General features: G+C 70.0%; 25 protein-coding genes and 1 pseudogene. 15 read left to right on the top strand and 11 right to left on the bottom strand.

Going from position 1 to position 23,069, the window contains the following annotated elements; translation table 11 throughout:
• Positions 1–17: 17 nt before the first annotated feature.
• Positions 18–725: a GAF and ANTAR domain-containing protein gene (locus N8I84_RS20230; RefSeq protein WP_263230825.1), complete on the top strand. Its 708-nt coding sequence runs from the start codon at positions 18–20 to the stop codon at positions 723–725.
• On the opposite strand, the gene N8I84_RS20225 is transcribed toward N8I84_RS20230, so the two are convergent.
• The 3 genes and pseudogenes from N8I84_RS20225 to N8I84_RS20215 form a co-directional block, all read right to left on the bottom strand.
• Entirely contained in the window at positions 711–1,532 is an 822-nt protein-coding gene (locus tag N8I84_RS20225) for a YceI family protein (protein ID WP_263230824.1), read from the bottom strand. The genes N8I84_RS20230 and N8I84_RS20225 overlap by 15 nt on opposite strands.
• 118 nt (positions 1,533–1,650) lie before the next feature.
• Positions 1,651–4,219: pseudogene (locus N8I84_RS20220) on the bottom strand (MFS transporter).
• Between the two features lie 13 nt (positions 4,220–4,232).
• Positions 4,233–4,742, bottom strand: a complete 510-nt coding sequence (locus N8I84_RS20215) for a MarR family winged helix-turn-helix transcriptional regulator (RefSeq protein ID WP_263230823.1) — start codon at positions 4,740–4,742, stop codon at positions 4,233–4,235.
• Between the two features lie 244 nt (positions 4,743–4,986).
• Here N8I84_RS20215 and N8I84_RS20210 point away from each other — a divergent pair, with 244 nt between their 5' ends.
• On the top strand, positions 4,987–5,184 hold the full coding sequence (locus N8I84_RS20210; protein ID WP_263230822.1) for a hypothetical protein: 198 nt from the start codon (positions 4,987–4,989) through the stop codon (positions 5,182–5,184).
• A 19-nt stretch (positions 5,185–5,203) separates the two neighbouring features.
• Here the strand turns inward: N8I84_RS20210 and N8I84_RS20205 are convergent, their stop codons facing one another.
• The 7 genes from N8I84_RS20205 to N8I84_RS20175 all read right to left on the bottom strand — a co-directional run bounded on the left by N8I84_RS20205 (position 5,204) and on the right by N8I84_RS20175 (position 11,555).
• The gene (locus tag N8I84_RS20205; protein ID WP_263230821.1) at positions 5,204–5,968 is read right to left on the bottom strand and encodes a hypothetical protein; all 765 of its coding nucleotides are present in this window, start codon (positions 5,966–5,968) and stop codon (positions 5,204–5,206) included.
• Between the two features lie 311 nt (positions 5,969–6,279).
• The gene (locus N8I84_RS20200; RefSeq protein WP_263230820.1) at positions 6,280–7,224 is read right to left on the bottom strand and encodes an RNA polymerase sigma factor SigF; all 945 of its coding nucleotides are present in this window, start codon (positions 7,222–7,224) and stop codon (positions 6,280–6,282) included.
• A 245-nt stretch (positions 7,225–7,469) separates the two neighbouring features.
• Positions 7,470–8,390 (bottom strand): RNA polymerase sigma factor SigF, encoded by a 921-nt coding sequence (locus N8I84_RS20195; protein ID WP_390899044.1) that lies wholly within the window; start codon positions 8,388–8,390, stop codon positions 7,470–7,472.
• A gap of 213 nt (positions 8,391–8,603) precedes the next feature.
• Positions 8,604–8,897, bottom strand: coding sequence for a Dabb family protein (locus tag N8I84_RS20190; protein ID WP_263230818.1), 294 nt, complete (start codon positions 8,895–8,897; stop codon positions 8,604–8,606).
• Positions 8,898–8,966: 69 nt separating this feature from the next.
• A complete protein-coding gene (locus N8I84_RS20185; protein WP_181139268.1) occupies positions 8,967–9,143 on the bottom strand; it encodes a hypothetical protein in 177 nt (58 codons plus the stop codon).
• Between the two features lie 769 nt (positions 9,144–9,912).
• Positions 9,913–10,719 (bottom strand): protein phosphatase 2C domain-containing protein, encoded by an 807-nt coding sequence (locus N8I84_RS20180; protein WP_263230817.1) that lies wholly within the window; start codon positions 10,717–10,719, stop codon positions 9,913–9,915.
• A gap of 2 nt (positions 10,720–10,721) precedes the next feature.
• The gene (locus N8I84_RS20175; RefSeq protein ID WP_263230816.1) at positions 10,722–11,555 is read right to left on the bottom strand and encodes a sigma factor-like helix-turn-helix DNA-binding protein; all 834 of its coding nucleotides are present in this window, start codon (positions 11,553–11,555) and stop codon (positions 10,722–10,724) included.
• A gap of 518 nt (positions 11,556–12,073) precedes the next feature.
• Between N8I84_RS20175 and N8I84_RS20170 the strand changes: the two genes are divergently transcribed.
• The 13 genes from N8I84_RS20170 (at position 12,074) to N8I84_RS20110 (ending at position 22,130) form a co-directional block, all read left to right on the top strand.
• The gene (locus N8I84_RS20170; protein ID WP_263230815.1) at positions 12,074–12,250 is read left to right on the top strand and encodes a hypothetical protein; all 177 of its coding nucleotides are present in this window, start codon (positions 12,074–12,076) and stop codon (positions 12,248–12,250) included.
• 113 nt (positions 12,251–12,363) lie between these two features.
• Complete coding sequence (locus N8I84_RS20165) at positions 12,364–12,633, top strand: DUF6284 family protein (RefSeq protein ID WP_263230814.1); 270 nt, start codon at positions 12,364–12,366, stop codon at positions 12,631–12,633.
• Entirely contained in the window at positions 12,630–13,535 is a 906-nt protein-coding gene (locus tag N8I84_RS20160) for a DUF2637 domain-containing protein (RefSeq protein ID WP_263230813.1), read from the top strand. Before N8I84_RS20165 ends, N8I84_RS20160 begins: the two co-directional genes overlap by 4 nt.
• A complete protein-coding gene (locus tag N8I84_RS20155) occupies positions 13,535–13,927 on the top strand; it encodes an RRQRL motif-containing zinc-binding protein (protein WP_263230812.1) in 393 nt (130 codons plus the stop codon). Before N8I84_RS20160 ends, N8I84_RS20155 begins: the two co-directional genes overlap by 1 nt.
• Before the next feature lie 2 nt (positions 13,928–13,929).
• Positions 13,930–14,247 carry a hypothetical protein gene (locus tag N8I84_RS20150; protein WP_263230811.1) on the top strand — a complete coding sequence of 106 codons (318 nt, stop codon included), beginning with the start codon at positions 13,930–13,932 and terminating at the stop codon, positions 14,245–14,247.
• A gap of 137 nt (positions 14,248–14,384) precedes the next feature.
• The gene (locus N8I84_RS20145; RefSeq protein ID WP_263230810.1) at positions 14,385–16,502 is read left to right on the top strand and encodes a P-loop NTPase family protein; all 2,118 of its coding nucleotides are present in this window, start codon (positions 14,385–14,387) and stop codon (positions 16,500–16,502) included.
• A gap of 204 nt (positions 16,503–16,706) precedes the next feature.
• Positions 16,707–17,171: a hypothetical protein gene (locus N8I84_RS20140; protein WP_263230809.1), complete on the top strand. Its 465-nt coding sequence runs from the start codon at positions 16,707–16,709 to the stop codon at positions 17,169–17,171.
• Between the two features lie 92 nt (positions 17,172–17,263).
• Positions 17,264–17,992: a DNA methylase gene (locus N8I84_RS20135; protein WP_263230808.1), complete on the top strand. Its 729-nt coding sequence runs from the start codon at positions 17,264–17,266 to the stop codon at positions 17,990–17,992.
• 11 nt (positions 17,993–18,003) lie between these two features.
• Positions 18,004–18,882, top strand: coding sequence for a bifunctional DNA primase/polymerase (locus tag N8I84_RS20130; RefSeq protein WP_390899042.1), 879 nt, complete (start codon positions 18,004–18,006; stop codon positions 18,880–18,882).
• Between the two features lie 170 nt (positions 18,883–19,052).
• Positions 19,053–19,235: a hypothetical protein gene (locus tag N8I84_RS20125; protein WP_263230806.1), complete on the top strand. Its 183-nt coding sequence runs from the start codon at positions 19,053–19,055 to the stop codon at positions 19,233–19,235.
• Positions 19,232–20,392, top strand: a complete 1,161-nt coding sequence (locus N8I84_RS20120) for a DUF3631 domain-containing protein (protein WP_263230805.1) — start codon at positions 19,232–19,234, stop codon at positions 20,390–20,392. The genes N8I84_RS20125 and N8I84_RS20120 overlap by 4 nt, the downstream gene beginning before the upstream one ends.
• A 209-nt stretch (positions 20,393–20,601) precedes the next feature.
• Complete coding sequence (locus N8I84_RS20115) at positions 20,602–20,832, top strand: helix-turn-helix domain-containing protein (RefSeq protein ID WP_103844228.1); 231 nt, start codon at positions 20,602–20,604, stop codon at positions 20,830–20,832.
• 11 nt (positions 20,833–20,843) lie between these two features.
• A complete protein-coding gene (locus N8I84_RS20110; protein WP_263230804.1) occupies positions 20,844–22,130 on the top strand; it encodes a tyrosine-type recombinase/integrase in 1,287 nt (428 codons plus the stop codon).
• Between the two features lie 60 nt (positions 22,131–22,190).
• Here N8I84_RS20110 and N8I84_RS20105 read toward each other — a convergent pair whose 3' ends face one another.
• Positions 22,191–23,009 (bottom strand): hypothetical protein, encoded by an 819-nt coding sequence (locus N8I84_RS20105; RefSeq protein WP_263230803.1) that lies wholly within the window; start codon positions 23,007–23,009, stop codon positions 22,191–22,193.
• Positions 23,010–23,069: the final 60 nt, after the last annotated feature.

The raw sequence follows: 23,069 nt of genomic DNA, 5'->3' as shown, positions 1-23,069 counted from the left end.
GGGGACAAAAGCATGTCATGAGACCCGAGATGCCCTACCCGCTCGACCAGGCGATCGTGCGCAGCGGCGGTCTCGACACGCTTTTGCGGGACCTGACCGACCGCGCGGTCGAGGCCGTGCCCGGCTGCGCCGCCTGCAGCATCACCGTCCGCCGCGGCGACCGTCTGCTGACCCTGGCGGGCAGCGGAACCCTGCCCAGCGGCCTGGATCTGCGCCAGTACGAGAACGGCACCGGCCCCTGCGTCACGGCCGCCGAGACGGGGACCGAGCAGTACGCCCCCGACCTGGCCGCCGAGACGCGCTGGCCCGCGTACACGGAGTACGCGCTGTCGGTCGGGGTGCGCTGTGTTCTCGCGGTGCCGCTCGCGGTCGAGGGCGACACCGGCGCCGCACTGAACTTCTACGGAATCGAGCCCGGAGTGCTCGGCACGGTCCGTGACCGGGCCCGTGCCTTCGCGGCGCGGACCGCCGAGGCCGTCGACGTCGCCCTGCGCGTGGAACGCGAGCGCGCCGACGCCGCCGACGTGCGCACCGCCCTGCTCTCCCGCAGCGTCATCGACCAGGCGATCGGCATACTGATGGCGCAGGAGCGGGTCAGTGCCCGGATCGCCCTGGAGCGCCTGCGCCGGATCTCCCAGGACACGAACACCAAGCTCCGCGACCTGGCCACCGATCTGGTGTCCCGGGTCTCGGGCGACGGCCGCCCGCCGTCACGCGGACGGTAGCGACTCGCCCTGCACCGCCTGGATGTCCAGCTCCACCTTCAACGTGGTGCCGATGGCGGCGATGCCCGCCTGGACGACCTGGTTGTAGTTCATCGCGAAGTCCTCGCGGCGCAGTTCCGTGGTCGCGCGGAAGGCCGCACGGGTACCGCCCCACGGGTCGGAGCCGGTGCCGAGGTAGGCGAGGTCCAGATCCACCGGGCGGACCACCCCGTGCAGGGTCAGCTCGCCGTGCACCGTCCAGCGGTCCGCGCCCGCGGCCGTCAGGCCGGTCGAGCGGTAGGTGATCTCCGGGTACCTCTCGACGTCCAGGAAGTCGGCCGACCTCAGGTGGGTGTCGCGCATGCCGTTGCCCGTGTCGATGGACTCGGCGCGGATGACGGCCTCGACGCGGGACTTCTCCACCTCGTCCGGGGCGATCTCGATGCGCCCGGCGAAGTCCGTGAACCGCCCGTGCACGCTGGAGATCCCCAGGTGCTGCGCGACCGCGCCCACCGAGGAGTGCGCCGGGTCGATGGACCACGGGCCGGGCGGCGGCAGTTCGGTGCCGCCCTGCCGGGCGAGCGTCACGGTGCCGACCTCGGCCCGTCCGCTCGCGGTGACGATCGCGCTGGAGGCGGCGGGCGCGTACCCGACCGCCGTGACGATCACGGTGTAGGCGCCGGGCGCCAGCTCGGTCGCGTCCCGGACGACGCCCTCCGCGTCGGCCTCGGCGCGCAGGACCTGCGTCCCGGTCATGTCGGTCACGGTGACGACCGCGTGCGACACGGCCCATCCGTCTCGCGTACGGATCCGTGCGGTCAGTCCCATCGCGTGGTTCCCCTCTAAATCCCTTGAATCCTTGATAAATCCCCGTGGCGGCCGAAAAAAATCCGGCCCGCGGGGGCGCTTGTCGCTCACAGCGCGCCCCCACGAGCCGGACTCCGGACTACTCGCCCGGGTGGGCGAGTTCGATGTCGTGGTCGTCGACGCCGCGGCCGGAGACGGTCACCGCGGTGGCCACCGGCGGGTAGCCCGTCGCGATGACGGTGTACTCGCCGCTGTTCAGGTCGGTGAAGGCGTACGCGCCGTCCACGCCGGTGGTGGCGGTGCCGACCACGTTGCCCGCCGCGTCCACCAGAGTCACCCGGGCGTCCGCGAGGGGGCCGTGCGGGGCCCGTACGACGCCCTGGACCTGGGAGCCGGAGTCGAGGTCGATCTCGACCCGCGTCACTCCGGCGGCGCCGACCTCGACGGGCAGGGCCCGCGGGCGGTGCCCGGCGGCGTTCACCGCGACGGTCACGGCACCCGGCACGAGCTCCGCGAAGGAGAAGGTGCCCTGCTCGCCGGTGGTGGCGGTGGCCAGCAGGTCGCCGCGCACGTCGGTGACGATGACCATCGCGTCCTTGACCGGCAGCCCGGTCTCGGCGGCGCGGACGACGCCGCTCAGGCCACTGGTGCCGCTGAGCAGGACGTCGTACGACACCGGCTCGTCGTGCACGACGATCGTGGAGGCCTGCGGCTGGTGGCCGTCGGCGGAGGCGATCAGGACGTAGGAACCGGTGCCCGGAGCGTGCACCGCGTAGGAACCGTCCGCCTGCGCGACCGACCGGCCCAGCTGCCGTCCCCCGAGGGAGATCAGGGTGACGGCGGCCTGCGGGACCGGCGCGCCCTCGCCGCCGCGGACGAAGCCGCGGACCGGGATGCCACCGCCGTCACCGGCCCCCTCCGGCCGGGCGATCGTGGCGACGGCCGCGAGGCGCTGCGTGCCCGTGCCCTCGCCGGAGGTCTCGGTGCTCGCCACCGCCCAGCTCGGGACCCTCTCCTCGGCGCGGCGCGGCAGCCGCAGCGGGCGCGGAGGCCTCGGCCGGCGTGGACGCCTCGGCCGGGGTGGCCGCCGCGGGGGCCTCCTGCGGAGCCGAGTCGGCAGCGGCCTGCGCCAGCGCGCCCTTGGTCTTCAACGGGACCTCCTTGATGAACAGGGTGATCAGGAAGGCGACGGCCGCAAGGCAGCCGGCGATCAGGAAGACGTCGGCGATGCCGTGGCCGTAGGCGCTCTCCAGCAGCGTGCGCAGCGGGGCCGGCAGCTTGGCCAGGTCCGGGATGCTGTCCGTGGAGCTCGAGCCGGCCAGGGCGGCCTGGTACTTCGGGCTCAGGGTGCTGATGCCGTCGGTGATGTAGTGGGTGATCCGGTGGGAGAGCACCGCGCCGAGCGCGGAGACGCCGACCGCACCGCCGAGGGAACGGAAGAAGGTGACCGTGGAGCTGGCCGACCCCAGGTCCTGCGGCGCCACCTGGTTCTGGGTGCACAGCACCAGGTTCTGCATCATCATGCCGATGCCGAGACCCATCAGGGCCATGAAGACCGCCATCTTCCAGTAGGCCGTGTCGTACCGGATGGTGCCGAGCAGGCCCAGGCCGGCCGTCACCAGCACGCCACCGCTGACCAGCCACGCCTTCCAGCGTCCTGTGCGGGTGATGAACTGGCCGGAGACGGTGGAGGAGACGAACAGGCCACCGATCATCGGGATCGTCAGGACACCCGACATCGTCGGGGACTTGTCGCGGGCGAGCTGGAAGTACTGGCTGAAGAACACCGTGCCGGTGAACATCGCGACACCCACGAAGAGCGAGGCGAGCGATGCCAGCGTGATGGTGCGGTTGCGGAACAGCCGCAGCGGGATGATCGGCTCGCTCGCCTTGGTCTCGATCAGCACGAACAGCGCGCCGAGGACGATCGAACCGCCGACCATGGTGTACGTCTGCCAGGACAGCCAGTCGTACTTGTCGCCGGCGAAGGTCACCCAGACCAGCAGCAGCGAGACCGCGGCGGCGATGAAGAACGCGCCACCCCAGTCGACCTTGACCTCCCGCTTGACCACGGGCAGGTGCAGGGTCTTCTGCAGCACGATCAGCGCGATCACCGCGAAGGGCACGCCGACGTAGAAGCACCAGCGCCAGCCCAGCCACGAGGTGTCGGTGATGACACCGCCGAGCAGCGGGCCGCCGACGGTGGCGATGGCGAACGTGGCGCCCAGGTAGCCGGAGTAACGCCCGCGCTCACGCGGGGAGATCATCGCGGCCATGACGATCTGCGCCAGCGCGGACAGACCGCCGACGCCGATGCCCTGCACGACACGGCAGGCGATCAGCATGCCGGGGTTCTGCGACAGACCGGCCGCCATCGAGCCCAGGACGTAGACGATCAGGGCTATCTGGACGAGCGCCTTCTTGCTGTACAGGTCCGCGAGCTTGCCCCACAGCGGGGTGGTCGCGGTCATCGCCAGCAGCGAGGCGGTGACGACCCAGGTGTAGGCGGACTGGCCGCCGCCGAGGTCGCCGATGATGTGCGGCAGCGCGTTGGTGACGATCGTGGACGACAGGATCGCCACGAACATGCCGAGCAGAAGCCCGGAGAGGGCCTCCATGATCTGCCGGTGCGTCATCGGAGCGCCGTCCGGGGAGCCTCCCCCGTGCTTGGCGTGAGCCCGCACACCGGCTGGTGTGGTCGTTGCCATGGGCTTCCTTTACTTACGTGCTTGCGGGTGTACGGGTGGTCTGGTGGGCAACGGATTCCGTCGCGGGTGCGGCCTGCGCGAGCCGCGGAGTGGAACGGCAGTCGCCGAAGCTCTCCCTGAGCCGTGCCATGAGCTGGATGAGGCGGCCGACGTCGTCCTCCGACCAGTCGCTCAGCCGGTCGGCGAGCAGCTCGGCGGTGCGCCGGGACAGCTCGTCGAGCTGGACCCGGCCGGGCGCCGTCAGACGCAGGATGCGGGAGCGCTTGTCCGCGGGGTCCGGGCGGCGCTCGATCCAGCCGCGGTCCGCGACGTGCGCCACGTGGCGGCTGGTGACCGACATGTCGACGGCGAGCAGCTCCGCGAGCTTGCTCATGCGCATGTCGCCGTGGCGGCCCAGCAGGGTGAGCACGGCGGCGGAACCGCCGGGGCAGTCGGGCGGCAGGCAGCGCCCGAGGTCTCTCTTCACGGCGCCGAAGGCGCTGAGCTGACGCGCCAGCTCTTCGTACTGCGCTCGCCCGGCCATGGCACCTCCTTCTTATCGTTGCCTGGAGCAACCATAAGGAGATTGGTTGCTGCAGGCAAATGAAGCGGGGTTTCTGGAGCTAAAAACTTGGCAAAGGCAAGCATTGGCAGAAGTAAACGTGCAGGTGGAGGGGGTGCCTGTCTGTGGCACCGCTGTGAACGGCCTCGCGGCAGGCCCCCGGAGGCAGCCCCTTACAGAACCCTCACTTGGGCAGTACCCCACGTATTCGCTAGGGTCCGGGGCCATGGCTAACACCCAGGGCCCCCAGGGCAACTACGACCCCGCTGGCAACACGCAGATGTTCCGCGCGTTCGTCGACGAGGCGGCCCCTCAGGGCCGGCAGCAGGCGGCCGCTCCGGCCGGCCCCCGCATCGGCCTGATCGTCGGCGTCGTGGTCGCCGTCGCGATCGTCGCCGCGGTGGCCTGGCTGGCGCTGAAGTAGGCCGACGCCCGCACCTCCGCTACGTCCACCGGACGGTCACGTCCCGCGTCTCGACGTGCATCCCGAGCGGTACCCGCCAGGCCTCGACGCATACCGTCCAGGCCCCTTTCACCGACGCCTCGGCGGCGAGCGGCGCGGGCAGCGCCTCCGTGGACTCGATCGTCGCCCAGTCGGTCCCGAGCGCCCCGATGATGTGGGTTCCGAGGGTCACCGTGCCCGAACGCACCGGGGTGCCGCCGCTGTTGCGGAAGAGGACGGTCACGTTCTCGCACCAGCGGTGGTCGGTGGGCTGCCGCTCGGGTCGGCCCGCGGTGAGCACTGCGGGGCCACTCGGTGTGGGGCGAGGGATGGTCGGCGTAGGAGAGGGTGAAACCGGGCCGGGCGCGGGCGACTTGGTACCGGTGCCGGTCTCGATGGCCGCACCGGCCGTTTCCCGCACGGCTGTCGGGCCGGAGGCCGGGCCGTCACCGGCTGTCGTTGGAGCGCTCGTGCGGGAGTCCGGGATGCCTGGACTCCTGGTCCCGGGGGTCTTGTTCCCGGCGGTCTTGTTCCCGGCGCTTCCGGTCCCGGACGGTCCGTCGAGGGGGACCAGTGTCACGTCCCCGGTCGGCGCCACCGCCGTACCGGACGCCGGGGGGCCGCCGCCCGCGGGGCCGACCGCCACATATGCCTCACCGTCCGCGCCGCCAGTACCCGCGGCCAGGATCCCGCCCAGGCAGACGACGACCGCCGACGCCCCGACCACGAGCCCCCGACGGCCCCGCAACCATGTCGCTGGAAGCATCGCGCCAGTGTGGCTGACGGACCGTCAATTTGAAAGTCCCCGTGGGGCACACGGGCCGCCCCGTGCACCTGATGCGGTCCGTCCTGTCGGTCGCGGCCGCGTCGCGGACGCCGGTCACTACGGCCGATGCCCCGGTGAACCAGCGCTGCCGACGCATGTTCCGCACCGTACCGACGACCCGCTCCCGAAGCGGGCCGCCGTCTCGAGCGGGTACCGGTCGGCCTGTGCCGTCGACGAGTCGCTGCGGCGCAGGCCGCCAGACCGGAGAGCGGTGCGCAACAGCGCCCCACCGCCGAGGGCTGCGCGGTGGCTCAGTCCGAGATCAGGCCATCCCGCAGCTGGGCCAGCGTGCGGGTCAGGAGACGGGAGACGTGCATCTGGGAGATGCCGACCTCCTCGCCGATCTGCGACTGCGTCATGTTGGCGAAGAAGCGGAGCATGATGATCCGCCGCTCACGGGGCGGCAGCTTGGCCAGCAGCGGCTTGAGGGACTCGCGGTACTCCACACCCTCCAGGGCCGAGTCCTCGTAGCCGAGCCGGTCCGCGAGCGAGCCCTCGCCGCCGTCGTCCTCGGGGGTCGGGGAGTCCAGCGAGGACGCCGTGTAGGCGTTGCCGACCGCGAGGCCGTCGACCACGTCCTCCTCCGACACGCCCAGCGCGGAGGCCAGTTCGGTGACCGTCGGGGAGCGGTCCAGCTTCTGCGACAGCTCGTCGCTGGCCTTGGTGAGGGCCAGGCGCAGCTCCTGGAGGCGGCGCGGCACCCGCACCGACCAGGAGGTGTCCCGGAAGAACCGCTTGATCTCGCCCACGACCGTCGGCATCGCGAAGGTCGGGAACTCCACGCCCCGCTCGCAGTCGAAGCGGTCGATCGCCTTGATCAGGCCGATCGTGCCGACCTGGACGATGTCCTCCATCGGTTCGTTCCGGCTGCGGAAGCGGGCCGCCGCGTACCGGACGAGCGGGAGGTTGAGCTCGATGAGCGTGTCCCGGACGTAGGCACGCTCCGGGCTGTTCTCGTCGAGTGCGGCGAGCCGCAGGAACAGGGAGCGGGACAGGGTGCGGGTGTCGATGCCCTCCGTGGACGGAAGGTCCGGGGCCTCGGGGGCCGGAAGAGCCTCTGCGCCCGGGAGGTCCTGGGCGGGAAGGGTCTCGGCACCCGGGAGGTCCTGAGGGGCCTGAAGGTCCTGGAGCACGTCGGGCGCGGAGTCGCTCTGCATGAGCGTGAGCACCTTCGAGCTGCCCTGGTCTGCGGACATGCCACCCCCTTTGGGTCGCGGGACGGTCGCGGCGGACGCTCCCGTCGTAGGAACGCAGCCTCCCCTGAAATACCGGTCGCGAGGCCGCGGCAAACGCGCTGCCGGAAGAATGTCACATGTCGGCAACACGCTGTAGTGACATGTCGACATGTGAAACGTGAATGCGCCCTGGTTGGAAGGGTTCTGAGGGTTTTTCAGCGCAGAGTCGTCGGGAAGGGCGCTTGCGGGTGATTCGCTCGCGTGAGTTATGCGTCGATCCTGTTTGCGGATCTCAGACGCGCGAAGCTCCGCGCCAGGAGCCTTGACACATGCATCTGGGAGACACCCAGTTCGGCGCTGATCTGGGACTGGGTGAGGTTGCTGTAGTAGCGCAGCAGCAGGATCCGCTGCTCGCGCTCGGGCAACTGGACGAGCAGGTGCCGTACGAGGTCGCGGTGCTCGACGCCGTCGAGGGCGGGGTCCTCGTAGCCGAGCCGGTCGAGCAGGCCGGGGAGTCCGTCGCCCTCCTGGGCGGCCTCGAGGGAGGTCGCGTGGTAGGAGCGGCCCGCCTCGATGCAGGACAACACCTCGTCCTCGGAGATGCGCAGCCGCTCGGCGATCTCGGCGGTGGTGGGGGAGCGTCCGTACGCCGTCGTCAGGTCCTCGGTGGCGCTGTTGACCTGCACCCACAGCTCGTGCAGCCGGCGCGGGACGTGGACGGTGCGGACGTTGTCGCGGAAGTAGCGCTTGATCTCGCCGACGACGGTGGGCATCGCGAAGGTCGGGAACTGCACGCCGCGGTCGGGGTCGAAGCGGTCGATGGCGTTGATCAGGCCGATGGTGCCGACCTGGACGACGTCCTCCATGGGCTCGTTGCGGGAGCGGAAGCGGGCGGCGGCGTAGCGGACGAGGGGGAGGTTCGCCTCGATGAGCGCGCCCCGCACGCGGTGGTGCTCTGGAGTGCCGGGTTCCAGCTCCTTGAGCTGGCCGAAGAGCATCTGGGTGAGGGCCCGGGTGTCGGCGCCGCGGCGTCTGGCGGCTTCCTGCGGGTGGGCGCGATCGGGGTCGGCGGTCGGTTCGGTCGCGTGGGGGCGGGCGGGGTCCGTGGCGGATGCCTGATGCCGGTCGGAGGACGGGGCCGGAGCCTCGTCCTCCTGGGGCGGCGCAGTACTGGCCGACACGGTCAACGCCACCTCTTCATCCGTCAACACATCTGTCAACTCACCGTCAAAAGCGGTCATAGCATCACAAGAAATGGACACTGTGTGCAAGCACCGCATAACTCCGTGTTGAGGGAGGGGCGGGGGCAGAGATTGGGGCACAAGACGCAGGAAAGCCCTCCACTGTTCCGGTGGAGGGCTCCGTCGCTTGTGTCGCCCGGAATCGGTGGGCGGTGTCGCTCAGATTTCGTAGTCGGCGATCACCCAAGTGGCGAACTCGCGCCACAGGGCGACGCCCGCCTGGTGCGCCGGGTGTTCCAGGTAGCGCTTGAGGGCGTCCGCGTCGTCCACCGCCGAGTTGATCGCGAAGTCGTGGGCGACGGGGCGGTCGCTGATGTTCCAGCCCAGCTCCCAGAAGCGGAGCTCGTCGATCAGGCCGCCGAGGGCCTCGAAGGCGCGGACGCCCTCCACGACGCGCGGGTCGTCGCGCTGGACGCCCTCGTTGAGCTTGAAGAGGACCAGGTGGCGGATCACGGGTGCTCCCAGGGGTACGGCAACGGCGGCGGCCGCCGGCCGGCGGTTCGTGCGGGGCCTCGAGGGGCCTTACTTGGCGCCGTCGGCGATCCAGGTCATGAAGTGGCCGATGGCCTTGGCGGCGCTCGAGATGCCTTCGAACCCTATCTGCACGTAGTCGGCGGCCTTGGCCGGATCGGTGATGATCACATAAAGCACGAAGACCACGAGCACGTAGAACGCGATCTTCTTTCCCGGTACCGCCACCGTGGCCTCCCCCGTCTCTTCCGCCCCGAGGGGCCGGTTCGCCGCGGGTGAGTGTAACCCGGCCAGGTGTTCGGGGCTTCGCAAAAGATCACGTATGCACCATGTCCTCACCCCGTTCCTTCCGTACGGGGACTTCGGGACCAATGGCCCGGGGGGAGGGGCCGTTCGGCCGGGTTGCCGGGACCTCGTGAAAACGGAGGATGGAGAGGAGCCCACCGGACCGGCAGGGGCCCGGAGGGCAGGGAGGACCGGACCGGGTGACCGGACCCGGCTGGGACCCGCACCGCGAGGTCCCCGAGCCGCGAGGCGGCCCCGACGCCCGTGTCCTCAGCGGAGGGGACGGCGCCCTGTTCCCCCGAGGCCGCCGCCCCGCTCCAGGGGGCGGGCCGAAGCCCCGGCGCACTGAGCGGCACGCCGGGGCTTCGTGCCGAGTGGATACGTCCGGTCCCCTGTGCAGATCCGGCGCGTGCGGGACCTGTCGTGCACCGGGACCTGTTGTGCACGTCCGGCGCACACGGTGAAGGGCCCCACCGACGGCGGGGCCCTTCTCCAGCGGTAGCGGAGGGATTTGAACCCTCGGTGACTTGCGCCACACTCGCTTTCGAGGTCTGTTCGCGCTGGTCAGAGCAGGATCCGGAGCGGTTCAACGTCGTTCATTCCCGTCCTCCCGCCCGGAGCGTGAACCGTTCTGGACGGCTCCGCACGGGGGTGAATGAGACGGAAACTGAGACGGAGCGAGATAGCCGCCCGGTCCGCTGACCAGCCACTATCACCACTGACAGAAGGCAACGGCGGCATCGTCGCCGGACTTGTAGCGCGGCCATCGTCGCCCGGTTGGATCGGTTGCTTCAACCTTCCGGACGGAGGAGATCAGCTCTTGCGGCCCCCCGGCGCGAAGCGTCGCGAAGACTTCCGCCCAGGTGGCCATGCCGTATTCGGTGACCAGGCGCGATACGCCGTCGGAGAGAACGGCCGCGGCTAGTACGCCGTCGACGGGGGTACTGCCCACCAGGGCGTGAGCTGCCGCTTCCGAGTCGGAGGATGCGACCCAATAACCGGTAGGCGTGTTGCGGGTCTGGCGCTGCGCGGTGATCAACCGCCGCAGCGCTTCCTGATGCTCCGCCGTATCTGTCTCGTACTGCTCGACTTCAGCCCGCAACTCGGGGAGTACTTCGTCCACCCGCAGGTCAGTGAGAACCGTGAACCCGTCGGCTTCTTCCAGCACGATGGGCGAGTCGGCCAGGACCAGGTGGTCAAGGAAGCCCGCTCGCTGCCGGAGGATCGCGACCGTCGCTGAGGGAGTGCCGGGATTGCTGAGATCGCACTCGGGGTGCAGCGCCGCCACCTGTTCGAGGGCACTCGCCAGGCCGGCCGTGAGCGAGGTTTCAGGGTCTGCCAGTGCTGCCACAAGCTGACTGCCGAGGTGCGCCACGTACCAGGGCACGCCGTGGCGGCATCCTGTGTCCAGGCCGGCGGTGCTCAGTCCGTCCAGCACCACGGCAAGAGACGGCGTACCGGCCACCCAATCTTCGTTGGGGCTGGCTCCACCAGGTTGGGTGTCGATGGCGACGCGCATGCTCAGCCCTCGTGTCGGTACAGCGGCGTGACGCGTCGACTCTCCAGCACTTCCATCGTCTCCGGGTCGTAACGACACGAGATCAGGGCGGAGAAGCGGCGCGTACGGACGTCTCGGTACAGCTCTGCCACGTTGTTTTCCAGGTAGTGAACCACTCCGTTCGCTCCGATGGAGTGGATGCCGGCGATGTAGAGGAACGTTCCCTTCCCGTCCAGACGCGGGAGTCGTCCCAGGTATCCGAAGTCACCGGCCGACCCGTCCTCGTCCTGCGGCGACCGGTACTCCTTTCCGGCCGTCTGGTCCACCAGGTGCCACGCCCGGTCCTTCCGAAACTGAAGGTTGTCGTCTCCTTCGAGGACCTGAGCCACGATCGGAGACAGGCGGGGGCCGCAGATCACGACGTGGTTGTCCCGATTGAGGTTGACGATGCCGGACGGCGGGATCACCTCGTACTGAGCCTCTAGCTTCATGCCGCCGAGCAGCTTTCGAAGGTGCTCGAAGTTGTCGAGGTCTTCCCGGGTCACTACATGGCTGGGGTTCTCGTCGGGTCCCTTGCCTGCCTCGTACTTGCCGCCGAGAGACACCGTGACCAGGTCCGTGCCGAAGAAGGCTCGCTCTGGCGGGGGCCCGGATGACGCGAGCTGCCCGACCCGCCCCCGACTGACCCCGAGTCGCTTCGCGATCTCGGCTTGGGTCATCCCGGACGCCTGAGCCTCTTCGATCGCTTCCCGACGGACGCGGGACAGCTCGTTCACGTGGCTCTGATATCGCGCCATCAGGTCAATCGCCGCTTTGGCACGGTCAACGGGGTCCGTGATCCCGGAGACGCGCTCCATGTCGTCTTGCACGACTCTCCAATCATCGCCTAGGGGGGCTATCAGACTCTATCGCGAGAGGGGGTTGCGCGCAGCCCCCGGCGTTGCCTACCGTACCTATCAACCGAGATGGCAAGCCCCCCTAGGCAGGATGGGGTGGGCTCGTCTTGACTGCTTGACCTGCACGAATGCACAGGGCGGGGACGCTGCAATCCCGCTAAAGGCCAGGGGACAGGGCTTCGGCCCGACTGGCGAGGTGGCCCGGTGACCGCGAGCAACGGCCGGCGAGTGGGGACGAAAGAGCCCCCTTGCAGTGCGTTTCCCCTTCCCTTCGATCTTCGGGAGTTCCGATGCGTCAACGACAGCTTTGGGCGCCGCCGTGATGGACCGGTCGGCGGCGCCAGTGCGGTAGCCCGGTCCGCCTCTGGATCCGCAGCGATGCCGCTGCGGTCGGCTGCCTCTCCCGTCCGTCCGGTCCCGCGCTCTGCGCGGCGGCCGTACGGACGGGGGTGCGGGGAGCCGAGAGAGAGGAGAACGCCATGCGCAGGATCACCAGCCCGAAGCACCCGAATGCCGACCAGGTCGGCACGCAGGTGCAGTACCAGGGCGAGCCGCACCGCATCACGGACGTGGGCGGGGGCTGCTTCACGCTCGTACGACTTCGCGACGGCTACGCCCGGAACGTGCAGATCGCTGAGGTCAACGGCCGCCGCTAGGGCGGCACTTCCCCCGCATCGAGCGGGATTCACCGTCAACGGCAAGCGGCTCCCGGGTGGCACCCCGGGAGCCGCGTTCGGGCCGTTCCGTTGCTGAGAGGAACCACGACCCAATGAGCCACATCGTCACTGTTCAGGACGTTGTTACCGCGTTCGCCGACTGGATGGAGCCGACGGACGCGGAGCTGAACGCCATCGAGCAGGAGATGCCCGCGATCCTCGCGGACGTCGACCTGATCGACGCGCAGATCATCACGCTGGACCGCACGCCGACCGAGTTGGACGCCCAGCGCATCCGCCGCGCACGGCGCCGCCTGCTCGCCGCCCGCAGGGACCTGGCCAACCGCTCCGCCGGCGCGAGCCTGCCGGGGGGCGCGGCATGAACCGCAAGGGCCGCATCCTGCTGGTGCTCGCGCTGGTCGCGGTGGTCGGTATGGCGTTTCGCGTCTCGTGGAACGCCCTGCGGGACATCGCCGGCGCGGTCGGTGCCGACGGCACAGCGGCGATGCTGTACCCGTTCGTGGTCGACGGGCTCATGGCGCTCGCCCTGGTCGCCACCCTGGTCCTGGTCGGCCGTGACCGGTCGTTCGCGCTGAAGGTGCTGGGCACCTACACCGGCGCCTCGCTGGTCCTCAACTACGTGCACGGCCTGGTCCCCGAGCTGCACGGCCGTGGGGTCGATTGGGGTCGACTCGCCGACTGGGACCCGGCGAACTGGGCGCTGGTGCTGCTCGCCACGTCGCTTCCGGTCGGGTCGATCTACTTCGGTTCCGATCTGGTCGCCAAGGTGCTGCACCACCGCCCGGCCCCGATCCCCACCGAGGGCGCGAATGCGGAGGAATCCACCAATACCGAGATGATTCGGTCTACGGCTGACCAGCCGCAATCGGCCCCCGCTCCGGTCGTCGTGACCCGGCTCACGGTGCCCGATCCGGCACCGGTCACCCTGGGAAAGTCGACCCTGCCGGGCAAGCCCCTGCCCGCCCTCACGCCCCCGACCAAGCCGGTACCGGTCGAGTCGGGCACGCCCCGACCGATACCGGCGGAGTCGACCCGACCGCGCCGCGCCACGGGCCGTGTCCCCGAGGCCGCGAAGTCGACCCGACCGAAGCGGACGCCGGAACAGTTGCTCGCCGAGGCACGTGCGGCGACGGCCGATTGGCCGGACGCGCAGATCACCGCCGAGGGCATCCGCCGCACGGTCCACACCTCACCGGCGAACGCCCGCACGCTGCGCGACACGATCCTCGCCGAACGCGCTGCGGCTGCTGAGGCGGTGGCGTGATGCCCACCGCCTACGCCAAGTGCTACGACCCGGCAGGCGCCCGCTACGGGGTGCCCACCTACCTCTGGAAGCTCGCCCCGGACGGGTTGGCCACGCGCCGGCAGTTACGGGCCAAGGGGCTGCGACCTGGGGGTCAGCCGATAGCGGCGCAGGTCATGCGGATCAACCGCCGCGCCGGCGGGCCGAGGGTGGCCTACCTGTACCGGGTCGACCTGGCCAAACCGGTGCGGCCGATGACGTCGCGGAAGTGGGGCGCGCTCGCCCTGGCGATGCTCGCCCGCCGCACCTGCCCGTCCTGCCGGATCACCTACAGCTACTGCCTGCCGCGCTCCCTTGGCATGTGCGTGCTGTGCGCCTACCCCGACCACTCCGACGCCCCGAGGAGTAGCTGACCATGGGCAAGCCCGACACCCGCCGCCTGGACCGGGAGATCCGGCAGGCGAACCGCAAGCTTGAAGCGGTCCGCGAGCGCGAGATGTGGCCGCTGAACGGCTACGAACGCGGCGCCATCCTCGCCGCGCTGGCCGGCGGCACCTACCGGATCGCCCGAGGCCGCAGCACCGACCGCGCCGACCGCCGCCTGGAGAGCGCGTGGATGGCGGCCGAGACCCGGCTCATCGCCGAGATCACCGCCCTGCACACCGAGCGGCAGCGCGTCGTGAACGAGGCCGCCACCGCCAAGGCCGCCAAGAAGTCCTCGGGGTGGTGGTGATCGGGCGCGCGCTGCGCGTCGCCGCCGCCTGACCCGCGATGCCGCTACTCGGGGTGGCCGCACCTGCCACGGACCCGGCCACCCCGACACTCCCTCAACTTCCCGCCCCTGCCGGGGCAGTCAGGAGCCTTCCCATCATGAGCGACAACGTCGTTCACCTGCACAAGGACCCCGAACCGCCCGCCGAGGCGGCCACCGTGACCACGCTGACCGTGGTCCCCGACCCCGCCCCGCCCAAGCCCGTTCCGCTGTGGGTGCGCTCCGGGCGTGCCATACGGACGGCCGTGACGCACGAGAACACCAAGACCGCCGCGCGCGCGGTGGCCCGGCACAGCATCTACGTGGCTGGCGGGGCGCGGATCGTGGCCCGCCGTACCTGGGACGGCCGTACCGCCGCACGGTACGAGCGCATGCTCCGCGCCGCCGAGGCCGCCGGGAACTACGAGGCCGCCGCCGAGTGGGAGGAGCGCGGGCAGCGCTACCGCGAAGCCCGGCACCGCCGCCGCATGGATCTGCTGCACTCGCCGTTGGATGCGGCCAAGGGTGCGGCCGTGAGTGCCGGTATGGGCATCGGTGGCCTGGTCCTGCTCGGGGTGGCGATGGCGATCGCCACCAAGGACGTCACCGAGGTCGTCACCCCGCTGATGGCGGTCATCAAGTTCATCAACCTCATGATCACGATCGTGCAGGTGGTGTGGGGACCGCTCATCACGATCGGCCCGTTCCTCGCCCTGCTCGCCCTGTGGTCGGTCGGCGCCCACCAGAAGGCCGCCCCGAACTGGGCACTCCCGGTGAACATCCGCAACGGCGAAGGTGAGCCCATCACCCCGTCCATCGTGGTCAAGGCCCTCCGGGACCTGGGCGTGCCCGCGCTGCGCAACGCCATCAAGGAGATGGGGGATGCCGGCGCGTCCATGCTCGGTCCGATCCGGATCGCCGGATGCGGCGTGGAAGTCGACGTCACGCTTCCCTCGGGTGTGTCGACGGTGGAAGTGCAGAACCGGCGCCGCAAGCTCGCCGAGAACCTGACCCGGCACGAACACGAGGTGTTCATAACGATCCCGCAGGCGGCTCGCACGGTGCGGCTGTGGATCGCCGATTCCGGTGCGTTGGATGAGCCGATCGGCCCGTCTCCGCTGGTCACCGACGAGACCCTGACGGCCGACTACGCCAAGGGACGCGCCCCGTGGGGTCAGGACCTGCGCGGGGACGCCGCCGCGCTGAGCGTGTATCAGCGCCACCTGCTCATCACGGGTCTGTCCAACCAGGGCAAGACCGCCGCCCTGCGCTCCCTCGCCCTCTGGCTCGCGCTGGACCGGTCGGTGGAGTTCTGGCTGGGTGACCTGAAGGGTGTGGGCGACTGGGCGATGTTCGACGGGTTGGCCACCCGACTGATTCAGGGGCCCACCGACGAGCACGTCATTCAGGTCACGGAGATGGCGGAAGACGCCGTCGAGGAGATGAACCGCCGCCTTCAGGCACCGCCCGGGACCGAGTTCCCGCCGCTGATCGTCATCGTGGACGAGGCGCAGGTCGCCTTCATGTGCCCCGTCAAGGACGAGGACAAGCGCCCCTACGGCGGCTCGTCTTCCAACTCCCGGTACTTCATGGCCGCCCGGAAGATCCACAACCAGGGCCGCGCGGTGAACGTGCTGCTGTGGCAGGGCACCCAGGACCCCACCGACCAGAACCTCCCCAAGCTGGTCCGCGAGGGCGCCCACACGCGCGCCTCGCTCGCCCTGGGCACCGAGTCGCAGGCCCGCATGGCGCTCGGGGACAAGGCCGTGGACGGCGGCGCCGCTCCTAACCTGCTGCGCCCGGGTCTGGACAAGGGAACCCTCGTGGTCGCCTCCGACGGGATCGAGATTCCCAAGGGGCAGTCGTCCATCACGGTGCGCACGCACTACATCAGCACCGACGACGCGAAGGTGATCGCCGACCGTGCCAAGGCTCTGCGGGACGGCGTGACCACCCTGCACGTCATCGAGCGGGGCGAGAAGCGGGACCCGCTCGCCGACATCGCGACCGTGCTCGGCACGGACGCGCGGGTGCGGACCCAGGAAGTCATCACCCGCCTGGCCGCGCTGAACCCGGACGCCTACAGCGGGTGGTCGTTCATCGACCTCAAGCGCGTGCTCGACGACGCCGGGGCGGAGCCGTACAAGTCCGACGGCCGCATGGTCGTCGGCCGCGACCGCGTCCACCGTGCGCTCGCCAACCGCCCCGAGACGGATTCCGCTTCCGCCTCCGAGTAGAGGGAGCCGACCCTCCCCCGGGGCAGGGAGGGAGGGAGATCTCCCTGAACGCCTCCCTGCCCCGCCTCCCTGGCCCTGACCTGCACGAATGATCGTTCAGGGAGTCAGGGAGGACCGCAGGTCAGCACCCCTGAAACCCGCTCCAGAAGCCTCCCCGCAGGGGGTGTGTATGCCTCCCTGCCCCACCACCTGAAGGGATTCCGCATGTACCCCGAAAGCACCGGCCGCGCGCCTGTCCAGCGGGCCGTGGAAGTCCACCAGCCCACCCCCATACCGCCAGCCGTCGTGGCGCCGGCGCCGCTCGTTCCCGTCCAGCCGGGCACCCTGCCCACCGTGGCGAGCGTGGTCCTGCCCGACGGGCGAGTCGTCACCGGCTACGCCATCCCGCCCGCCAAGCCCGAACCGGTCGCCGCAAAACCGGCCGTGTCCCGCACGGCGATGAACATCGCCCTCGGGGGCATCGGGTTCGGCGCCGTGTGCGGCGGGCTGATCCTGCTGACCACGTTCATCGCCGCGCTCGCCGCGCTCATCCACCAGCTCGTCATCCTCGCCGCCGTCATCTTCGGCGGCTGGGTCGCCGTGCAGGTGTTCAGCGCGAGCGGCCACCGCGAGGGGACCACGGTCAACATCCGCAAAGCCGTGTTCAAACGGAACCACTTCCACGGCTAGCTACGCCAAGGGCGGCCCCCTGCTTCACGCCAATGAACCGGGGCCGCCCTTGCCCAACCAATCCAGAACAGACCTGTTGGAGGTCTCCCAGCATGACCCATCGCATCGGCATCCGGCGAGTGCACGGCCGACGGCCGCGCCTGCTGGACCTGTTCTCCTGCGCCGGCGGCGCCGCCGCGGGCTACGCCCGCGCCGGATTCGACGTGGACGGCTGCGACGTCGCCCACCGACCGAACTACCCCTTCCCGTACCACCAGGGCGACGCGCTGGAATACCTCGCCCACCTCATCGCCACAGGCGAGATCCACCGGTACGCGTTCGTCCACGCCTCCCCGCCGTGCCAGCACGGTTGTGCCCTGACCGTGGGCACGAACCGATCCCAGGGGTGGGGCCGCGCCCACGTCGACCTGGTGGCGCCCACCCGTGCACTGCTCGACAAGACCGGCCTGCCCTACGTGATCGAGCAGCCCAACGGCCGCGCGGAGATCCGCAAAGACCTGACCCTGTGCGGCGAGATGTTCGGCCTCAAAGTCATCCGCCACCGCAACTTCGAGTTGGGCGGCTGGACCATCGAGCAGCCGGCGCACGTCCCGCACCGGGGCAGGGTGCGCGGCTACCGGCACGGCCGCTTCTACGACGGCCCGTACGTCGCTGCCTACGGCAACGGCGGAGGCAAGCCCACCATCGCGGAACTTCAGACGGCGATGGGCATCACGTGGACCGACGTGCGCGAGGAACTGACCGAGGCCATCCCGCCCGCCTACACCCAATGGATCGGCCGCGCCCATCTCGCCACGGCCGCCCTGGAGGTGGCCGCGTGAGCACGGACCTGATGACGGCCGCACTGGAGGCCGCCGAACGCGGCTGGCACGTCTTCCCACTGCGCCCTGGCACCAAGCGGCCGGCGCTGCACGGGGAAGCCGCCTGCACCCGCACCGGGCCGTGCGAGCGCGGGCACCGGAAGTGGGAGCAGCGCGCGACCACCGACCCGGACCGTATCCGCGCCGCCTGGTCGCGGGCACCGTTCAACGTCGGCATCGCCACCGGTCCGTCCGGACTGGTCGTCGTCGACCTGGACGTGCCCAAGGACAAAGGCAGTGCGGACGCGCCTTGCGGCGCGGCGACCTTCGGGGCGCTCTGCGAGCGCGCCGGGCACGCCGTCCCCACCACCTACCGGACCCGGACCGCGAGCGGCGGAGAGCACCTGTACTTCACCGTTCCGTCGGGGGTGCGCCTGACCAACACGGCGGGCACCGTTGCCGATTCGGTGGACACCCGCGCCTGGGGCGGCTACGTCGTCGCGGCGGGCAGCATCACCCCCACCGGACCGTATGAGGCTCTGTGCGGCTCTGAGGCGGTCCCCCTGCCCGCCTGGCTGCAAACCATCCTCCAGCCGCCCCGTAAGGCGCCTGAGGCGCCCTCAGTGGCGTTAACGGGGCAATCACGCCGATACGCGGATGTAGCACTCACCAACGAGGCGCGGAATGTGGCGGCGGCCCAAGTCGGCGAGCGGGAAGCGACGTTGTTCCGCGCGGCGCGCGCCCTGGGCCGGTTCGTCGCGTGGGGCGACCTCCCGAGGAGTGTGGTTGAACAGGCTCTTCAGGAAGCGGGGGAGACGGCCGGCCTCGCCGCGTCCGAGTGCCGCTCCACCCTCCGCAGCGCACTGAACTGGTCCATCACCCACAACCAGATCAGGCGGGATGCGGCATGAGCCCCCGCCCCCATCCCCCTCTGAAGAGCATCACCAACACCACGACACCCCCGCCCGCCGCCGGACCGGGCACGCCCCCGGCGGCCGTGGGCGAGCCGAAAGGCGCCGCCCGTAAGGGCGTCCGAACTGCTCTTCGTTCTGACCAGCGCCAAGGCGACGGCCGGTACCCAGTGGCGTGGCTGCACATCGTGGCGCCGCGCGGCGCAGTCCCCACCGCCACCTCGAGGTGCCTGTGCGGGTGGGACCGCAGCGCCGTCGGCCGTGCCCGGGTGCTCGCCCTGATCGCCGACCACGAAGCCCACCGCGACACCTGCCCGCTCCGCAAACCCCAGGAAGGAAGGGCCGCCGCATGACCCCCACCATCGACGGGGCCGCGCTGCTGGACGAGGTGGAAGCCTTCCACCGACGGTTCAACGTGTTCCCGCAGGAAGCCGCGTACGTCGCGGTCGCGCTGTGGGACGCGCACGCCCATCTGCTCGACTGCTTCGACTCCACCCCGCGCCTGGCGTTCCTGTCCCCGGAGCCGGGCTCGGGGAAGTCACGGGCGCTGGAGATCGTGGAAACGCTCGTGCCGCACCCGATGACGGCCGTGAACGCGTCCGCCGCCGCCCTCTTCCGGGCAGTGTCGGGGGCGGACGGGCGGCCGACGATCCTGTTCGACGAGATCGACACGGTCTTCGGCCCCAAGGCAGGGGACAACGAGGAACTGCGCGGGTTCCTGAACGCCGGTCACCGCCGCTCCGGGGTCACCTATCGGTGCATCGGCGATGGTGGCAACCAGACCGTGCAGGCGTTCCCCTCGTACTGCGCGGTCGCGGTCGCCGGGCTCGGCTCCCTGCCCGACACGATCCTGACCCGCTCCGTCGTCATCCGCATGCGCCGCCGCGCCCGCAACGAAAGCGTTGAATCCTTCCGCGCCCGCCTGCACGAGACGGAGGGACACAAGCTCCGTGACCGGCTCGCGCAGTGGGCCGAACAGGCCCGTCCACAGGTTGTGAATGCCTGGCCCGAGATGCCCGACGGGGTCACCGACCGACCCGCGGACGTGTGGGAACCCCTGCTCGCCGTCGCGGACGCCGGAGGCGGCACCTGGCCGCGCCGGGCACGCGAAGCATGCGCGACGCTGGTCAAGGCAGCGCAGACCACCGACAAGCACAGCCTCGGTATCCGGCTCCTGACCGACCTGCGGGACCACGTGCTGATCGGCATCGACCGCCTGCCCACCATCGCCATCCTGGACAGGCTCAACGCGCTCGACGACGCCCCGTGGGCTGACCTGGGCGGCAAGCCGCTCGACAGCCGCCGCCTGTCGCGGATGCTCGGCGAGTACATGACCGGCGACAACGAGCCGATCCACTCCCGGAACATCCGCACCGCCGGCGGAGTCCTCAAGGGCTACTTCGCGGAAGACCTCGCAGACGCATGGGCACGCTACTGCGCCCCGCCTCCCCAGGGAGCGCTACAAGCGCTTCCCCCGCTACAGCCCAGCTCAGAGGCCCCAGCGGCGTAGCGCGACCACCCACCTGTAGCGGCTGCGCCCCACGCCACCGGCACCCCGCCGGAACGTGGCGCAGCCGCTACACACCACCCCACCGCTACGCCCTACACCGTTCCTGACCTGCGGTGTAGCGGCGTGGCGGAAGTAGCGGACTTTCCAGAAGGGGGCCGAAGACGGCCCCCGCTCCCTAATCCCCTGCCGTGAGACGAAGGAGCACGCGAATGGACACGGCCCGACTCGCCGATGCCATCGACCCCACCCTTGTCCTTCTCACAGTTGAAGAGGCCGCCCGCCGCCTCCAGATAGGCCGAACGGTCTGCTACCGGCTCATCAGCTCCGGAGAGCTGGAGTCCATCACCGTCGGCCACCTCCGCAGGGTCCCCGCCGACGCCGTGCCGGAGTTCGTATCCCGCCGCCGCAAGAACCACCACCCCGCCCGCACCGCCGCTTGAGGAGCCCACACATGGCAGAGGCGAACGACGACAAGAAGCGCACCCGACAGCCGAACGGCCGATCGTCCATCTACTTCGGGAAGGATGGGAAGTGGCACGGCCGGGTGACGGTCGGCGTGCGTGACGACGGCAAGCCCGACCGGCGCCACGTCGAGCGCAAGACCCGCGCGGAGGTCACGGCGGCCGTCCGCGACCTGGAGAAGCAACGCGACGCCAAGACGCTCGCCAAGCCGGGCAAGCCCTGGACGGTCAAGACCTGGTTGACCCACTGGGTCGAGAACATCGCACCGCTCGCGGTGAACGAGAACACCATGGTCGGCTACGGCGTCGCCGTCCGGAAGCACCTGATTCCCGCTCTCGGTGCCCACCGGCTCGACAAGCTCAGGCCGGAACACATCGAGCACTTCTACGGGAAGATGCAGGCAGACGGCCGTAAGGCGGGGACGATCCACCAGATCCACCGGACCTTCCGCACTGCGCTGAACGAGGCGGTACGGCGTGGCCACCTCGGGCGGAACCCCGTCCAACTCGCCAAGGCTCCCCGCGTGCGGGAAGAGGAGGTGGAGCCGTACACCGTCGAGGAGGTACAGCGGCTGCTGCGGGCGGCCGACAAGCGCCGGAACTCCGCCCGCTGGGCCGTGGCGCTGGCGCTCGGACTCCGGCAGGGGGAGGCGCTGGGACTCAAGTGGGCGGACGTGGACCTTGAGCGGGGCGTCCTCATGGTCCGTCGGAGCCGCCGCCGACCGCGCTACGCCCACGGGTGCGGGGACACCTGCGGCAGGAAGCCCGGCTACTGCCCGCAGCGTGAGCGGACGAACCCCGAGACGGCCGACACGAAGTCACGCGCGGGACGGCGCGCGGTCGGTCTGCCCGCTCAGCTTGTGGACCTCCTGAAGCAGCACCGGATCAAGCAGGACGCCGAACGGGTGGCGGCTGGTGACGACTGGGCAGACGAAGGGTGGCTCTTCGCGACGCCGACCGGGCGGGGCACATCCCCCCGAACGGACTACGACGACTGGAAGGAACTTCTCAGCGACGCGAAGGTACGGGACGGCCGTTTGCACGACGCCCGGCACACCGCCGCCACGGTCCTGCTGATCCTCGGAGTCTCCGAGCGGGCCGTGATGGGGCTCATGGGTTGGTCCACGACGGCCATGGCTGCGCGCTACCAGCACATGGTGGACTCCGTTCGGAGTGAGGTAGCCCGCCAGGTTGACGGTCTCATCTGGAAGCCTGACGGGGACAGCCCGGATGACGGTGACGACGGGTTCTCCGGAGCGCTAGTTCTGGTCGGCTGAGCATGAGAAAAGGGGCGGTCCGCCACGGGCCGCCCCTTTCATTGGCGATGCCGCGCAGGGTCAAGAGGTCCTGCCTGGTTGTTCCTCGGTGGTGCTGGCAGGCGAGGGATCAACCGGTCCGGTGATCATCGTCTGAACGAGAAGGCTCAAGACCTCCGCCCTGTGCTCTTCGCTCAGCCCGGCATCCGCCATCAGTCGCTCAGCCGCGAGGTAACGAGAGAATTCCAGGGGCTGATCGAAGTACGCGCGAAGGTGGCCGGCCGCCGCCTCCTGGGACCTGATGAACGTCCGGCTTACGTACCCAGCGAGTGCAGCCGAGACAGCCCCCAGTCCGCCAGCGACGATACTTCCCGCCACTGTGCTGGCGTTCAACGCGACGATCACGAAGCCGATGAGCAGAGCAAATCCCAAGCCCATTGCGATCTGTGCATTGAGGAAAGACTGTTTTGCCTGGCCAAGGGCGATGCCATGGTAATGATCAAGTCGACGGTGCGTTACTGTCCACAGCTCCGAGAGAGTGAGACGGGTCTGTCTGACGTCCTGTTCTCCGTTCGCGCTAGGCGACGACGAACTGTCTGTAACCACGACAGGCCCATGATGATTGCCGCTTACGCTGATGGCTCTGTCGCCAAGGGCAACGACGCCGGTGGAAGCTGAACCGCGCAGGGCCGCTTCCAAGCCTTCTTCGGCTTCCCGGACCCGCGCGCGACTCTCAGCTTGGGTTGTGTCCCGCGCGCGAATTGTCAGCCAGATCATGAGGAAGAGGCCGACCGCTATCACACCACCGAAACCCCAGTCGACGACGCCCAGCCCGCCGGGCTTCGCCATGGCCCCGCTCAGAACTACGATCCATCCCGCAATCAGTGCGGCAATGATCACCCATCGGGTCCACTGAGGCTGAGGTTGCGGCTGACTCCTCGACATAGTTGATGAGCATGC

The organism is Streptomyces cynarae (genome assembly GCF_025642135.1).
Taxonomy (GTDB): Bacteria; Actinomycetota; Actinomycetes; order Streptomycetales; family Streptomycetaceae; genus Streptomyces; species Streptomyces cynarae.
Note: the sequence above shows the minus strand (reverse complement) of the source record. Positions and strands in the feature narration are given on the sequence as shown.

What these genes read in the sequence shown, in the direction of transcription:
- N8I84_RS20135 (WP_263230808.1), top strand. Translation starts at nt 17,264, where the DNA reads ATGACCCATCGCATCGGCATCCGGCGAGTGCACGGCCGACGGCCGCGC.
- N8I84_RS20180 (WP_263230817.1), bottom strand. Translation starts at nt 10,719, where the DNA reads ATGCGCGTCGCCATCGACACCCAACCTGGTGGAGCCAGCCCCAACGAA.
- N8I84_RS20230 (WP_263230825.1), top strand. Translation starts at nt 18, where the DNA reads ATGAGACCCGAGATGCCCTACCCGCTCGACCAGGCGATCGTGCGCAGC.
- N8I84_RS20155 (WP_263230812.1), top strand. Translation starts at nt 13,535, where the DNA reads ATGCCCACCGCCTACGCCAAGTGCTACGACCCGGCAGGCGCCCGCTAC.
- N8I84_RS20170 (WP_263230815.1), top strand. Translation starts at nt 12,074, where the DNA reads ATGCGCAGGATCACCAGCCCGAAGCACCCGAATGCCGACCAGGTCGGC.
- N8I84_RS20215 (WP_263230823.1), bottom strand. Translation starts at nt 4,742, where the DNA reads ATGGCCGGGCGAGCGCAGTACGAAGAGCTGGCGCGTCAGCTCAGCGCC.
- N8I84_RS20115 (WP_103844228.1), top strand. Translation starts at nt 20,602, where the DNA reads ATGGACACGGCCCGACTCGCCGATGCCATCGACCCCACCCTTGTCCTT.
- N8I84_RS20120 (WP_263230805.1), top strand. Translation starts at nt 19,232, where the DNA reads ATGACCCCCACCATCGACGGGGCCGCGCTGCTGGACGAGGTGGAAGCC.
- N8I84_RS20130 (WP_390899042.1), top strand. Translation starts at nt 18,004, where the DNA reads ATGACGGCCGCACTGGAGGCCGCCGAACGCGGCTGGCACGTCTTCCCA.
- N8I84_RS20110 (WP_263230804.1), top strand. Translation starts at nt 20,844, where the DNA reads ATGGCAGAGGCGAACGACGACAAGAAGCGCACCCGACAGCCGAACGGC.
- N8I84_RS20140 (WP_263230809.1), top strand. Translation starts at nt 16,707, where the DNA reads ATGTACCCCGAAAGCACCGGCCGCGCGCCTGTCCAGCGGGCCGTGGAA.
- N8I84_RS20165 (WP_263230814.1), top strand. Translation starts at nt 12,364, where the DNA reads ATGAGCCACATCGTCACTGTTCAGGACGTTGTTACCGCGTTCGCCGAC.
- N8I84_RS20160 (WP_263230813.1), top strand. Translation starts at nt 12,630, where the DNA reads ATGAACCGCAAGGGCCGCATCCTGCTGGTGCTCGCGCTGGTCGCGGTG.
- N8I84_RS20205 (WP_263230821.1), bottom strand. Translation starts at nt 5,968, where the DNA reads ATGCTTCCAGCGACATGGTTGCGGGGCCGTCGGGGGCTCGTGGTCGGG.
- N8I84_RS20210 (WP_263230822.1), top strand. Translation starts at nt 4,987, where the DNA reads ATGGCTAACACCCAGGGCCCCCAGGGCAACTACGACCCCGCTGGCAAC.
- N8I84_RS20225 (WP_263230824.1), bottom strand. Translation starts at nt 1,532, where the DNA reads ATGGGACTGACCGCACGGATCCGTACGCGAGACGGATGGGCCGTGTCG.
- N8I84_RS20150 (WP_263230811.1), top strand. Translation starts at nt 13,930, where the DNA reads ATGGGCAAGCCCGACACCCGCCGCCTGGACCGGGAGATCCGGCAGGCG.
- N8I84_RS20200 (WP_263230820.1), bottom strand. Translation starts at nt 7,224, where the DNA reads ATGTCCGCAGACCAGGGCAGCTCGAAGGTGCTCACGCTCATGCAGAGC.
- N8I84_RS20145 (WP_263230810.1), top strand. Translation starts at nt 14,385, where the DNA reads ATGAGCGACAACGTCGTTCACCTGCACAAGGACCCCGAACCGCCCGCC.
- N8I84_RS20175 (WP_263230816.1), bottom strand. Translation starts at nt 11,555, where the DNA reads ATGGAGCGCGTCTCCGGGATCACGGACCCCGTTGACCGTGCCAAAGCG.